The following is a 13,797-nucleotide window of genomic DNA, read 5'->3' on the forward strand; positions in this document are numbered from 1 at the left end:
CAATCCATCTAATCTGGAAATTGGTATTCGAAGCCCATAGCTAGACCTTCCGAAAAACGCCAGATTGCTGGTTTCAATCCATCTAATCTGGAAATTGGTATTCGAAGTGCCCGAATGTGCGGGCACTATTTTGTATTTTTCCAGTTTCAATCCATCTAATCTGGAAATTGGTATTCGAAGAAGGCACAGGATTACTTGGCCTTCGAAATAGAGGACTTGTTTCAATCCATCTAATCTGGAAATTGGTATTCGAAGTCATCTTCTCCATCATGCTCATCCATAGAAGCGTCAAGTTTCAATCCATCTAATCTGGAAATTGGTATTCGAAGATTGTGACTATCAGCGTCGCTATCTCCATCAATCCGTTTCAATCCATCTAATCTGGAAATTGGTATTCGAAGAAGGCACAGGATTACTTGGCCTTCGAAATAGAGGACTTGTTTCAATCCATCTAATCTGGAAATTGGTATTCGAAGCCCTTACTTTCGGTTCTGCTCATTATTCCTGGTTGGTGTTTCAATCCATCTAATCTGGAAATTGGTATTCGAAGCCCTTACTTTCGGTTCTGCTCATTATTCCTGGTTGGTGTTTCAATCCATCTAATCTGGAAATTGGTATTCGAAGCCCTTACTTTCGGTTCTGCTCATTATTCCTGGTTGGTGTTTCAATCCATCTAATCTGGAAATTGGTATTCGAAGCCCTTCACGTTATGCGGACAATGGCGTGAAAGGTCAGTTTCAATCCATCTAATCTGGAAATTGGTATTCGAAGGGCTAAACTGTACCTGGCCAGCACACCCACGGTAGAGTTTCAATCCATCTAATCTGGAAATTGGTATTCGAAGTTCGCTATAGTCGTTGGGGAGAATTGGGATATAGCGGGTTTCAATCCATCTAATCTGGAAATTGGTATTCGAAGTTCGCTATAGTCGTTGGGGAGAATTGGGATATAGCGGGTTTCAATCCATCTAATCTGGAAATTGGTATTCGAAGTTCGCTATAGTCGTTGGGGAGAATTGGGATATAGCGGGTTTCAATCCATCTAATCTGGAAATTGGTATTCGAAGTTCGCTATAGTCGTTGGGGAGAATTGGGATATAGCGGGTTTCAATCCATCTAATCTGGAAATTGGTATTCGAAGTTCGCTATAGTCGTTGGGGAGAATTGGGATATAGCGGGTTTCAATCCATCTAATCTGGAAATTGGTATTCGAAGTTCGCTATAGTCGTTGGGGAGAATTGGGATATAGCGGGTTTCAATCCATCTAATCTGGAAATTGGTATTCGAAGTTCGCTATAGTCGTTGGGGAGAATTGGGATATAGCGGGTTTCAATCCATCTAATCTGGAAATTGGTATTCGAAGTTCGCTATAGTCGTTGGGGAGAATTGGGATATAGCGGGTTTCAATCCATCTAATCTGGAAATTGGTATTCGAAGTTATTGCACGCTAATAACAACAATTCACAGAACGCCAGTTTCAATCCATCTAATCTGGAAATTGGTATTCGAAGTATTACGGAGGCCGATCTTACAGGGGCCGATCTTACGTTTCAATCCATCTAATCTGGAAATTGGTATTCGAAGTTCATCAAACGGAGCTACTAACGAGCGTTCATAACCAGTTTCAATCCATCTAATCTGGAAATTGGTATTCGAAGTCCTACTTCTACTTGAAATAGATTCCAATATGTATTAGTTTCAATCCATCTAATCTGGAAATTGGTATTCGAAGACTCGGAAAAGAGGATGAACGCCACCTCTGGCCCTTCATGCTGTTTCAATCCATCTAATCTGGAAATTGGTATTCGAAGCCTAATAGGTCTACTATCTGACCAATAGACTCCTCCTGTTTCAATCCATCTAATCTGGAAATTGGTATTCGAAGAATTCTATTGAGATATTTCACAATGTAAATCAAATTGTTTCAATCCATCTAATCTGGAAATTGGTATTCGAAGCTACCCACGTTATGCGGACAATGGCGTGAAAGGTCAGTTTCAATCCATCTAATCTGGAAATTGGTATTCGAAGTCCTATCCCAATCCCATAAGGTGGATCAACGATAGCGTTTCAATCCATCTAATCTGGAAATTGGTATTCGAAGTCCTATCCCAATCCCATAAGGTGGATCAACGATAGCGTTTCAATCCATCTAATCTGGAAATTGGTATTCGAAGTGGAACTACTCGAAAAATATGGAATCAAAGCGTATTTGTTTCAATCCATCTAATCTGGAAATTGGTATTCGAAGTGGAACTACTCGAAAAATATGGAATCAAAGCGTATTTGTTTCAATCCATCTAATCTGGAAATTGGTATTCGAAGTGGAACTACTCGAAAAATATGGAATCAAAGCGTATTTGTTTCAATCCATCTAATCTGGAAATTGGTATTCGAAGGCTAATTTCCAAGTCTATCCGAACGATAGAAAACCAAGGTTTCAATCTATCTAATCTGGAAATTGGTATTCGAAGGCTAATTTCCAAGTCTATCCGAACGATAGAAAACCAAGGTTTCAATCTATCTAATCTGGAAATTGGTATTCGAAGTGGAACTACTCGAAAAATATGGAATCAAAGCGTATTTGTTTCAATCCATCTAATCTGGAAATTGGTATTCGAAGCTCTTTGGATGTGGAGTTCATTACTTTTCTGGTTTCGTTTCAATCCATCTAATCTGGAAATTGGTATTCGAAGAAATTCAATGTGAATTAATCCAGTTAGCTAGGGAAGTTTCAATCCATCTAATCTGGAAATTGGTATTCGAAGTCGTATTTTCATGTATCTTTCTGAATACCAATAGGTAAGGGTAGTTTTTCTGTTCCGCTTTTTTAAATTTACAATAGGTCAATGAACGGTTTTTTGTATCTAAAATGCTCGTATTCCGTAAGCTTAAAGCTTTGTTAGTCAGGTTTTTATGTTCCTTTTTTGCCTGTTCTAAAATAAATTGGTGGCCGGAAAACGTCATTTGATGCATATATTTTTGTAGGTGCAAGATAAACATCTCGCCTTATATTTGGTAGCACGTGGATAATGATTTTGTTCTATAATGGCAAAAATGTCCGCTGCCGCCTTTTTTACCCCATCCTTATCCGCTTCAGTGATGGGTACCTCTATTACTTTATGCCTACTCCTAGTATATACCAAAAATCCTTTGTGCACCGGTTTTCCAAAATTTTGCTCAATTAACCAAGCATAACAGTATAGCTGAGTCTTATAGGTGTCGTAGACCTTATTTTTGTATTCAGCGAATTTGTAATCCAGTGGGGCCATATTTCCATCTTTCAGAACCAATACCTCATCTACACGACCTCGGATAAGATCGTTTGTCAGATACTGATCCAGTTTCTTGTCTACTACCCCCAATCGCTTACGCAAATAATCTTTGTTCTTCTCTAGCTTTTCGTCATGTATATTCCGGCCACGCTGTACCATATAGTTTGCCTCTTCGTGTTGGGGGATGTTTAATACATACTCGAAATAGGTAAACCGTGGACAATAGAGGAATTCAATAATATGAGAAGGAGTAAGACTGGGCATATTTATAGAAATAAGGCGGTGACTTCATCTTTGACGAGTTTCCTATCGAAAGCTTGGCCCAAAAGTACCGTGTTGCGTAGTTCATCTTGGCTCATCGGAAATATATAAACCTTATCTTTATCCGTATCAATGAGCTCTTCGATCTGTAGGGACAAAGATGATTTACTGGCCGGAGTCAGTGTGCCTAGAAAGCAGGAATACTGCACTCTGTACAATCCCGCTTGCAGGCAAGCCTTGGCCGTCTTGGATCTGCTTCTGTCATTTTCTATATCATATAAAACCCAAACCAACATAGTATTGAAAGTTTAAAGTGTAAAGCGCTAATTTTTTATTTTTTTGCCAATTAGTTTATTTCCAAAACTGTGGGCATCGTATTGAATGATGGTACTTCTGGACATATTCCTTCCCCCGTGCCGAATGGGCTGATTGTCCAGAAATTCATTAAATGCCATGATGAGCAATGCCTTCCCTTCCTTATTCAGGCTCACCCCGGCGGCGAGCTCGTCAATATGCGACTTATTGACTTTTTTGCCGGAAAATAGTCGAAATACCACCTCGTCGGCATAGATGCGATAGGGTTCAATAAAATCGAATACCATGCTCAGTTGGTTGTAATCGTCACGATGCATAAATCCCACATATGGATCGATCCCAGCGATGATCAATGCCTTCTCTATTTTGCTATACAATACGCCATAGGCATAATTGAGGAAGGCATTGAAAGGATCTTGGGCGGGCCGGGCACTGCGTCCCGAAAATTTGTAGCCCTCGGGTAATACATAGTTGATGGTTTCAAAATATAGCCTCCCTGCGGTTCCTTCCAAGCCTCGGAGGGTATCGGCAACAAGACTTACCGTTGCTGCTTCCTGAGAGAGAATCGAGATGTTCAATGCTTCTAAACGTGCAGTTTTATCGGTTAGGTATTCTCCATGCTGGGGCCGGTGTTTTTTGAGGTCTTTTACAAAGTTGATCTGGTTGTCTACCTTATGACTGAGCCAGTTTTTTATCCACTGCAAGCCAGTGGCATTAAGGCTCGCCTCCAACTGTGCTTTACGTATTTTGGTGGTGCTACCCAGTTTGCTATGCCATACCCGGCCAAATGGATCCCCATTTTGTTCGAGGAATACGATGTCGACGTTATGGGTCATGGCAAGCTTAATGGCATCGGTACTGAGCGCTGTGCCGGTACATAGCCAAAGGGCAGTAACTTTTTGAGCCGAAAAATGTTTCTTTTGAACCTCTTTGTTTTTGTCCCTATTGCGTATTTCAAACATATCGTCTTTAACATGCACGTAGGTACCATAGGTGTTGATGTGTAGTTGCATAAATAAGGGGCTTAATCCATAAGGCTAATCGTGCCAAATCCTCGTGCCGCTTGTTTGCCCAGCCCTATGTCATTGGGCAAGCGTACATTGGTCGTAAATTGACCACCAAAACCCATGAATTCAACATTTTTGAATTTGGTAATAGCGGGAACCGTAGTGCGTAGCTTAAGCATAATCCTGTGCTCTGGAATCGCTTTGTCAAATTTCAGACCAAAAGCTTCCACAAAAGTAAGAATATTGGCCACAGCCGTGTTTTTAAGGATGGTAGCCTGTTCCAATTCGTTGGCCTGCTGGTAGGCCCGGTGGTTTTTTTGGTTAAGCCCTAACCACAGGGTGTCATATCGATAGGTGTTCAGGTCGTCGGATAGGCCTATCGATACTTGTTCATGTCTGATATGTTTGCTCTGTACTGGGTATAAGATACCATCCAGCTTTATTTCTTTGATTCGCAAAAACAACTGAACCAACAGTTCTGCTCCTTCTCCCAAACCCACCAACGTAGGCGTCTTTTTCAATACCTTATATTGCACCAGCGGATAGGCATATCGATACCGCTGACCGTCGGTGGCAGTGTCGTCGAAATGATTGTGCAATAATGGTGAGTGCTCTTGGAACAAACGTCCAAAATAACCCCGCAACTTATGGGCATCTCGCACCCGTAAGGCGATCTCCGGAAAGGTGATGGTCGTAATTGGGATTTTGGTGGTGGTCATAGTATGATGGTTTGGTCTTCTATTAATTTGAAACCAGTTTCTAAACTGTAGTATTCCTCCCAGTTTTCAATTATCATTATAGATTTATCCTTTTGGTTAGTAGGAGGGACAAATTTATCCTTAGGGAATCGTGTAACATATTGTAAAAGTGCGGGCCTAATCTTTTTTATTTTATGTTTAAGCTCAAACGACTCAACTGTTGTTCTTATAATTTCTTGATATTGAGCCCAAATATGCCGGGCAGTATCATCAATGGGAATAAATACATTGTAATTCCTGTAATCTTGTTCAATTAGTTTGAATTTGGCTGAAATATCTTCAGTTCTTAACTCTTGCAAGGCTTTTTTTAAATAATCCGAGTGATCATTGGCAGTGGCTTTTACCCTTCTAATGGATTGGGCATATTCCACATTCAAATTAAACAATTCGGATTCTTGAATTAAGTTTGGATATGGCTCTAAAGTATCAAATGTTGTTGACAGCAGAATTTGGTCATAGATGTACTTTCCTTTATCTAAATTAAATAATTTAACCAATCCATTGCCTTTCAAACCATTTCGGTTACATCTCCCAGCAGATTGATTAATACTATCCAAGGGAGCAAAATCTCGATAAACGATATCCAAATCTATGTCTACGCCGGCTTCAACAACCTGTGTTGAAATGACAATTTGTCTTGCCAGAGCTTGCTTTATCTTATTAATAACTTCTAATCTTTTAGAGGGCAGTATGGAACTCGATAGATATAACACATTGTCGAATGAACGAGCTAGTACTTCATGGATTTCTTGAGAGGATTTGATTGTGTTGCAGATAATTAGGAAAGATTTGTCTGGATGTTCAGTTATATCTTCTAATAAAATTTGGATAAATTCAGTCACTTCCAATTTATCATGACTTCTAAGTAGGGAAAGGTCTAGGGTGATTCGATTTAGACTCTGAAAAAATTGATGGGGATTACCCAGTTCTTGGATACTGGTTTTATTTTCAAAAAGATATGGTTGAGTTGCAGTGACAAAAACAAATTTGGTGCCAAAATATTCATTCATTTTCGTGAATACCAGTTCTATGATTTCAAAGTATTCAGGAGGAATGCTTTGAACCTCGTCTAGGACGAAAATGGCATTCGTCATATTATGGAATTTTCTCAGCAGTCTGTTTTTATCCGTAAAAATACTTTCTAAGAATTGTACAAATGTAGTGACGATAAAATCATGCTCCCAGCCATCTGTTAAGTATTCTGGCTCATCTTTATTAAGTTCTTGGCTATCAAACCGGTCGTTAGCATTAGATAAATAATGGTTTTTGGAGAGTCGAGTAGCTAGATTAGGGATTTGACTGTTCTTAAGAATCTCCTTAAATATATTCTCATTCTGATCGATAATAGAGGTGAATGGGAGTACATAGATGATGCGAGGTTTTACAGCAAATTGATCGTAATACCTGTTTTGTAATATTACAGCAGTATTGAAGGCCGCATAGGTTTTACCCAAACCAGTGGGTAATGTTATGGAAAAGAAACCTTGGTCTGAAAAGGAAATTGCGTTTGCTTCAACAGTTCGATAAGCTTCTTCTCGAATATGATCTATATCCTTGGGTGTGTCTCCCTTATGTCGCCATGTTTTGTAGTTGTTAATTAAATCAATTGGCAATAAGGTGTTCTCTAAAATGATTTTAGATTGGTGACCATCTGCTATCATCATATCGCCTTTATCTGCTGCAAGCAATAGTGAAAACAAAAAGTGTTGCAAGAAGAAATATTTAACGTCTTCTTGGTTTTCAAACGTGGCCTGAAGTCGACTGAGCTTTCTACTATTCGATAGTTTTTCTCGAATGATCGGCCAGGCTTGTTTCTCTATAGAAAGTCCTTGGGGTATTATTATTTTTTGATACGACTCCAAATCATGATATTCTAACTGCTTTTCAAGGAAAGTAATATCCGATTCTTGGAGTAGAATTTGTGGATTATTATTTACGTCTTTGAAAAAATTTGTAAGATTTCCGTGATGCCTCCGTATTATTTTCAATAAAATAAGTTCCAGAATCGGGTCCTGATATTCGAAATTTGACAATACTAAATACGCACCTAATTTGGCATGGTTTCCTAGTCGATCGTTTTCATCCAATAGCTTTTCATAATTGGCACTTTTATTTGCATTGAAATGCTGAATGTAGGACTGAATATGTGGTAGAGATTTAAAATCAGTGTTGTTCTTGGCAGACAGTGTCGCTTGAATTATTTTATATTGAAAAAAGCTAGCTTTACCGAAGTCATGGTAATAGACTAGTAAGTGTCTCATACGCTCAATGAGATCCCGAGGGAAGAATGCATTGGCATTAATGTACTTTAATGCCAATGCATTCTTCGATAGATTATTACAGCTATCTAGGTGCGTTTTAAGAGTTCGGTCTGGATGTGAAATTAATTCAAAAGAGGCAGATATTTCGTCCATCGATGGTGTAAAATTTGTTGACTTTTGCTGAAATGGGGCTTCCTTTTCGTTCTAAAATAATATCATCCCGATCCGTAACATTACGTGCCAGATCCATTTCTAATGAATACAAGCTTTGCTCCATTATAAAACAACCCTCATGTTTAAAGGAATTCGTGTCAAGTGCTATTAAGTCCCTTCGTGGAATTACTGATTCAATAGGCACAAAATCAGATATTTGTCTTATGTCAGTTTCATACTCACCAATAAAAGCAAAATTGGATATTAAGCTTGCCAATCCAAGAGTCGGTGTGTACACTGTTTTGTGTTGTTGAAGTGAGTTCTTGAGTCTCGAGTATAATTCTAGATCCGTATGACTGACATATATCCGATAATGTGGCTGATGAATAAACTCTGTTAACGTTGGTTTGGGAGGGGACCCCTCTTTTTTACGGCCCAACTCTGCTTTCAAATTGATTCCCAATCGTTGAAAGATTAATGGTCTATTCAAACTGATTCCCACCAAACAAGATTTATTTGCAAACGCCTCTAGATATTTGTTATCTTGTTTTTCTAAACCCAAAATAGCTCCAAGAAATCCATAGAGACTGGTTTTAGGAGGAATTGCATAAGTTAAAGCCGAGGTAGTGGCATAAATCTTCTTGAAATGAGCATATTCTCCCCAAATGTCGAAAGCTAAAATTTTCATAACTTTAGTTTTTATTTTGAGCGAATTGGGCTACTTAAAATGATACGATCGTCGATTATGGTCGTGATTTTGATGATTTTGTCGTTATATTTTTCTAGGGCTGCATTAAGCTCTGAAGTGTCAAGAATATAATCGGCCACATCTTCGAGGCCTTCCATTGTCTTATCCTCATTGAGAATAATATGCAGTCGTTGACAAAGGTCCCCAATGAAAAAGCCATCCCGGTAATCCACTTTAACTAGTAATCTAGGCATATGCCCTTTCTTCGAACGTGTTAGTAGATTCTTCGTGCCGTTCCACATTGCCTCAGTTAACTCCTCAATATCTTCATCAGAAGTGCCTAATCGTTTGGCTGCATTTTCATTTATTACGCCATGAAAGGCAACAAGTCCGTAAGTGATGTTATATTCTTCTCTGAATGTCTTTTGCTCGGCTCCTTCTTTTGTAGCGAATGCTCCAGTCCCTTTGATGAAATTATCTTTAGTTATATGATTAATAGTATATCCCATAGAGAATTGCACTGGGCCAGTAAATTGGTAATTTTTGCCCTTTACAGCTGAAACACCACCAAACAAACGAACATCAATGAATTTTTTCTTGAATTCCTCTTCGTTGGCATATGCCCCAGATCGTTGCTCGCCAGTGACTGCTTCGGTCCGAATAAAAATATCACCTCTTCCTGCATCTTGTCCATCAAACCCCTTGTCGAATAAATAGTCCCTTATAGTTCGTTTTAGTCGCACATCGGTTACCAAGCAACGATTGGTTTCTTCATCTAACCGAGGTCGATTAGAGTCTAGCGGATCACCGTTTGGGTTACAGCGTTTTACGTCATATAAAAAGAGAAGTTCGCTACGATTTTGAATAGTACTCATGTCTTTTGTGTTTTATTATTTGAAATTGGATTTATTGATTGGATTCTCTTAGTTTTTTTAGTGCGCTGCGCTCCTTTTTTCTCTCTAAAAAAAACTCTCGTTGGATGATAAGTCCTAAGGAGAAAGCATAAGAGGTTTCTACCTTATTACAGGACTTTTCTGATCCTTTTGCAAAAGCCTTGTCAAATTTCGCTGCTAGCTGGATGAAACGTTCATATTCGCCGTAGAGTTTATCAGCCTTATGATACTCATCTGTCTTGGCCAATAGTTTTGGCATAATTTCCATCATTTCTCGATACCCTATACTCAAGTTGTTCAGCTTATGTGTGAACGGTCTACTTTTTAAATGTCCCTCTTGGGCATTTAAAAGGATTTCAGTTGCACTGCCTAAAAAGAAAGCTGCTTCACTTAAAGGTTTGTTTTGAAAGAAATTTGAGTGTTGCTCCACAAAGTCCTCAGCAACGAGATTTAAAGGTTTTTTTTCTGTTTCATCCATTTTTCCGAATAGTTCAAGAGATTGAAAATATTGATATATAGCAAATGTCCTTTTAACGGTTTGGGGGAATTTGTTAGCTTCTTCTTGCTGATTCTTAAAAGCGCTAACTATTATCTGCATAAACGCGGATAAAACTTGGTTTGCTTTTACTGGATTTTTGTAAAAAATGGCCTCCATTATTTGGAAGAAGAATGTCTCTGGCAGAAATTTTTTTATTTCATATAGGGTAAGGCTAAATTGATAAACTTCCCCTTTTTTAGTTGTTACCTTAGTAATAGGCTCATAATAGGTTTCGATGATTTTTTTCTGATTGAGGATTAGATTAAACCTAGAAGGCAATACATCGGATATATGAATTTTTATAGAAAATTGTGCTTGCTTCTGTTCATAGAAAAATATGTCATAATAAATACTATTTTGACTTAATTTTTCTTCCTCAATTATTCTGTTAAAAATACCTTCCGAGTAGAATATTGAATTAATTTGTCCTGTGGTCCCAATTCGGTTATTCTTCTTGTTTTGGACAAATACTTCTACTATCTCCTCTCTTAAATGCAGATCCTCTACCGCAATAAACCTGGGTAATACGAAAAACTTCAAGTTTTGAAATCCAAATGAGAGCCCATCTTCAAGTGCTCTTTGTGTGCCTTCCAGAATCTTTACAGCCTCTGGTGAAACGGGGAACATTTTATAGGAATTTTTAGGCTCAAATCCATTTCGAGAAAAAGGAAGATCGTTTACAGTAAAGCCAAGCGTATCGACACGCCCCCATACCTCAGATACAGGCTTATAGGTAACAGCACATATCTTATTAGCTGCTTTATAATCTTGACCTTTGCTCCTGAAGTATTTGTCGTAGGCCGCAACATCAAGAATCCTTCTCATCTCCTCTATCTCGCCAAGCCAACAGTCGTCAATTTTTAGGGTGAATAAGTAATTCTTCTTTTCACTACATTTTTCAATTACAAAGTCTTCAAATCTTGGACGTAGTTGTTCAATAAGTAGTGAAGTGTTGAAGAAAGTATTGTAGACTTTTGGATCTGATTGTAGGCATCTATTTAATTTATCAAGAAATTTATCAATACTGTTGTCTAAATCCTTTCTATTCTTGGCAGATGTTTTAGGATTATTGCCGATGGGTAGGTTGTAGAAATGAAGGGTGGGTAATATACTCGTGGAACGGGCTGAAGCTAGTTCTCTAAAAAGATATTTATCATTCCATGTTTTACGATATGTTTGTAAGGAAATGTTTTCTAACTCTCCTTTTTTGATATCCACTACAATTACCTGTTCATTTTCAGACCGATCTGAATATGCAGAACCATAAGCTTGAAAGTATCGCTTCATGGGTCCTATCTTTTGAAGTTGTTCTCCGAATTGATAAATTGTTTTGATCATAGCATATCTCTTTTTAAACATCGGCAATCTCGCCATCCTTTTTGACAGGGGCTGTCAATGAGATAAGGATTTAGTTAATAATTCCGTTTTTTTTTAAGAAACTGTTTAAGCTCCTCGGGTTGATGGATCTGTACCTCGCCGGGTAGGCCTAAAAGGAACCTTCCAATGCCGCGAAAGTCGCGCACTTCGTAGCGGAAGGTATAGGGGAAGCGCAAGGGGATGTCCTGGTCGTTAGCTACCGTCTTGCTGATAAAGCCCCTAGCTCCTGGAAACTCTTCGTAGAGTAGGTTATGAGCCAAAAAGGACAGTCTGATTTGCACTAGGATGGGCTCGGGACCCGTAAATCCGAAAAGATCGAGCTCTGGGGGCTCTTCCTGGTGGGCGATGGGGGCGGCGCTTATTTCTACGTCCTCCATGCGGTGCACCTTAAAAGTTTTTTGAATGCCAGAACATACTTCGTAGGCATTGAGGGTTCCAAAGTCGTCGGTAAGTCCTAGGGGTTCTACCAGCCTATCGGTCACGGTGGCCGAATGATTGGAATGATAGCGCAGCAGCGTCACCCTTCGACGGGCCTGAATAGCCTCTTCCAGCTTACTGATTAGCCCAGCCCGCTGTTTGTCTGCTAGGTCATCGGCTAGTGGAATAAGCTCGCTGGAAAGATAGAGCTTGCGTTCGATGCTTGCCTTCAAGGGATGGTTGGCTGGAAAACCGGACAGGTGCATACGTACCAGGCGGGTCTCTTCTAAGGTGAACATTCCGCTCTTTTGTTGGAGCTGTTCCCCTAGATAGTAACGGTTTTGCTCGTCTTTTTCTAGGACATAGCCCACATTTTGTAATACCAAAATATCCCTGTAGATGGTTCGTGGCGTGGTCGACAGGAGTAATGCCAGGTGTTCTATGGTTCGTTTGTTTTGATGCAGTATCCGGATCAGTCTTAGGATCCTTTCGGTCTTGGGTATGTCACTCATAAGTTTACTTTTATCAGCGGGATTCGAATTCTAAAGGGGTTTCGTGTGGTTACAAAATGCATTATATGAATTTTATTTGTATTATGTTGATCAAAATTATTATTCTTATTATACGGCAGTAGGGTACGAGGGCAATTCTATTTTTTCTGTGATGCTCTTTTGGAGAATTAAATTAAGGATAGTGGGCAGTTGATCCGACCTATGGGGCAGCCTCTGGCGCGGTCATTGGAGGGGGCGGTGCAGCATTAAATGGGGCAAATATCTGGAAAGGCGTCGCCTGGGGCGCAGCATTGGGAGGAGTTGCTGGTGGGGTAACGGGTGGAATTGAAGCCAATAAGCTTGGTGCCAATGTATGGACGGGGGCGATCCATTTTTTTTAATCCGAAGAATCAAACTACCATGAAAGCTTTTATATTTATTATTGGCATGGGATGCCTTTGTTTGTGCTGCAGAAGCAAAGAGAAACTCAAAGATGTGTTAATTAGCCCATCCGTTTATACCATTGAAGATACATTATTCTTATGAAGATACATTATTCTTAAAATGGAATTTCAGAAACGCTACGGATAGCAACTTCGTTATACCGACACTTTTTACATTTCGGCGGTTGGATGGTGAGGATCGCAACACCTATAGTAATAAGGAAAATGGTCTTATAGAAATTGGGAAAATGCTAATAGTACCATATAAGTATATAAAGCAAGTCCCTGATTTTACCCATGATTCTTTGTTACATATTCAAATCAGAAATGTTGATTCTAAACATTATTTAGGAAACCCACCACTTACTCTTTATGATTACATTTATAATAGTGATGATTGCCCTATGTTTATTTTTTTAAAAGCACATGCGGAGAAACAGTTGCTTTTTATGTTCAAACCAGAAGTAAAGGGCCGGTATATGATAGGGTTTGAAACAAAGAAATCAATTGACCGTACTTCTTTACGTGTAAGGGGTGATTCAATAGTAAAAAGGGGCGTTCCTTTATTGCAGGAGATCATAGGAAACCGTGTAGAGGGTTATAGTTTTGACTATGGTGAATTTAAAATCGATTCCCTAGAAGTGGATCTTTAATCAGAACTGTAGACAACATGCTGTTTTCAAGCGTTTCCTAATCCGAGCACAAAATAATTATATTTTAAAATGACCCGCTGGATGGTACTTCCTCTGGTTTATGATTGGTTCATCCATTTAAATAAGCTAAAAGTAAAAATTCTTTGATTTATTGAAAAGGTCATGGTAACTGATAGCATGGGAGCCCAGCAACCGTTTGTCTCTTGGAGGAGATGGAGGGCCTATGATTCTTGGGTTCTACTGGCACCAACGGAAAGCTTAAAAGGAA

10 protein-coding genes and 1 CRISPR repeat array (1 of these 11 cut by a window edge) are annotated in these 13,797 nt (G+C 39.1%); of the genes, 1 reads left to right on the forward strand and 9 read right to left on the reverse strand.

What is annotated here, in order from left to right:
- Positions 1–2,767: a CRISPR direct-repeat array (repeat unit 37 nt; unit sequence GTTTCAATCCATCTAATCTGGAAATTGGTATTCGAAG); it begins 1,893 nt to the left of the window's first position.
- A gap of 195 nt (positions 2,768–2,962) precedes the next feature.
- The 9 genes from cas4 to X939_RS0115080 form a co-directional block, all read right to left on the reverse strand.
- A complete protein-coding gene (gene cas4, locus X939_RS0115040; protein WP_025764116.1) occupies positions 2,963–3,538 on the reverse strand; it encodes a CRISPR-associated protein Cas4 in 576 nt (191 codons plus the stop codon).
- Positions 3,539–3,540: 2 nt separating this feature from the next.
- On the reverse strand, positions 3,541–3,831 hold the full coding sequence (gene cas2, locus X939_RS0115045) for a CRISPR-associated endonuclease Cas2 (RefSeq protein ID WP_025764117.1): 291 nt from the start codon (positions 3,829–3,831) through the stop codon (positions 3,541–3,543).
- A 27-nt stretch (positions 3,832–3,858) separates the two neighbouring features.
- Positions 3,859–4,863 (reverse strand): CRISPR-associated endonuclease Cas1, encoded by a 1,005-nt coding sequence (gene cas1 / locus X939_RS0115050; protein WP_025764118.1) that lies wholly within the window; start codon positions 4,861–4,863, stop codon positions 3,859–3,861.
- Positions 4,864–4,874: 11 nt separating this feature from the next.
- Positions 4,875–5,576, reverse strand: a complete 702-nt coding sequence (locus X939_RS0115055; RefSeq protein ID WP_025764119.1) for a CRISPR-associated endonuclease Cas6 — start codon at positions 5,574–5,576, stop codon at positions 4,875–4,877.
- Positions 5,573–8,029 carry a CRISPR-associated helicase/endonuclease Cas3 gene (locus X939_RS0115060; protein WP_025764120.1) on the reverse strand — a complete coding sequence of 819 codons (2,457 nt, stop codon included), beginning with the start codon at positions 8,027–8,029 and terminating at the stop codon, positions 5,573–5,575. Before X939_RS0115060 ends, X939_RS0115055 begins: the two co-directional genes overlap by 4 nt.
- Complete coding sequence (gene cas5b / locus X939_RS0115065; protein WP_025764121.1) at positions 8,004–8,717, reverse strand: type I-B CRISPR-associated protein Cas5b; 714 nt, start codon at positions 8,715–8,717, stop codon at positions 8,004–8,006. Before cas5b ends, X939_RS0115060 begins: the two co-directional genes overlap by 26 nt.
- An 11-nt stretch (positions 8,718–8,728) precedes the next feature.
- On the reverse strand, positions 8,729–9,592 hold the full coding sequence (cas7b, locus tag X939_RS0115070) for a type I-B CRISPR-associated protein Cas7/Csh2 (protein ID WP_044199628.1): 864 nt from the start codon (positions 9,590–9,592) through the stop codon (positions 8,729–8,731).
- 31 nt (positions 9,593–9,623) lie between these two features.
- Positions 9,624–11,486 (reverse strand): TM1802 family CRISPR-associated protein, encoded by a 1,863-nt coding sequence (locus X939_RS0115075; RefSeq protein WP_198034424.1) that lies wholly within the window; start codon positions 11,484–11,486, stop codon positions 9,624–9,626.
- A 74-nt stretch (positions 11,487–11,560) separates the two neighbouring features.
- Positions 11,561–12,454 carry a helix-turn-helix transcriptional regulator gene (locus tag X939_RS0115080; RefSeq protein WP_025764124.1) on the reverse strand — a complete coding sequence of 298 codons (894 nt, stop codon included), beginning with the start codon at positions 12,452–12,454 and terminating at the stop codon, positions 11,561–11,563.
- Between the two features lie 502 nt (positions 12,455–12,956).
- On the opposite strand from X939_RS0115080, the gene X939_RS0115085 reads away from it, so the two are divergent.
- Positions 12,957–13,529 carry a hypothetical protein gene (locus X939_RS0115085; RefSeq protein ID WP_131694763.1) on the forward strand — a complete coding sequence of 191 codons (573 nt, stop codon included), beginning with the start codon at positions 12,957–12,959 and terminating at the stop codon, positions 13,527–13,529.
- The last annotated feature ends 268 nt before the right edge of the window (positions 13,530–13,797 follow it).

Source organism: Dyadobacter tibetensis Y620-1, assembly GCF_000566685.1.
Classification (GTDB): Bacteria; Bacteroidota; Bacteroidia; order Cytophagales; family Spirosomataceae; genus Dyadobacter; species Dyadobacter tibetensis.

Excerpts from the sequence above, each read along its gene's own strand:
- cas4 (WP_025764116.1), bottom strand. The coding sequence starts at position 3,538 with ATGCCCAGTCTTACTCCTTCTCATATTATTGAATTCCTCTATTGTCCA.
- cas2 (WP_025764117.1), bottom strand. The coding sequence starts at position 3,831 with ATGTTGGTTTGGGTTTTATATGATATAGAAAATGACAGAAGCAGATCC.
- cas1 (WP_025764118.1), bottom strand. The coding sequence starts at position 4,863 with ATGCAACTACACATCAACACCTATGGTACCTACGTGCATGTTAAAGAC.
- X939_RS0115055 (WP_025764119.1), bottom strand. The coding sequence starts at position 5,576 with ATGACCACCACCAAAATCCCAATTACGACCATCACCTTTCCGGAGATC.
- X939_RS0115060 (WP_025764120.1), bottom strand. The coding sequence starts at position 8,029 with ATGGACGAAATATCTGCCTCTTTTGAATTAATTTCACATCCAGACCGA.
- cas5b (WP_025764121.1), bottom strand. The coding sequence starts at position 8,717 with ATGAAAATTTTAGCTTTCGACATTTGGGGAGAATATGCTCATTTCAAG.
- cas7b (WP_044199628.1), bottom strand. The coding sequence starts at position 9,592 with ATGAGTACTATTCAAAATCGTAGCGAACTTCTCTTTTTATATGACGTA.
- X939_RS0115075 (WP_198034424.1), bottom strand. The coding sequence starts at position 11,486 with ATGATCAAAACAATTTATCAATTCGGAGAACAACTTCAAAAGATAGGA.
- X939_RS0115080 (WP_025764124.1), bottom strand. The coding sequence starts at position 12,454 with ATGAGTGACATACCCAAGACCGAAAGGATCCTAAGACTGATCCGGATA.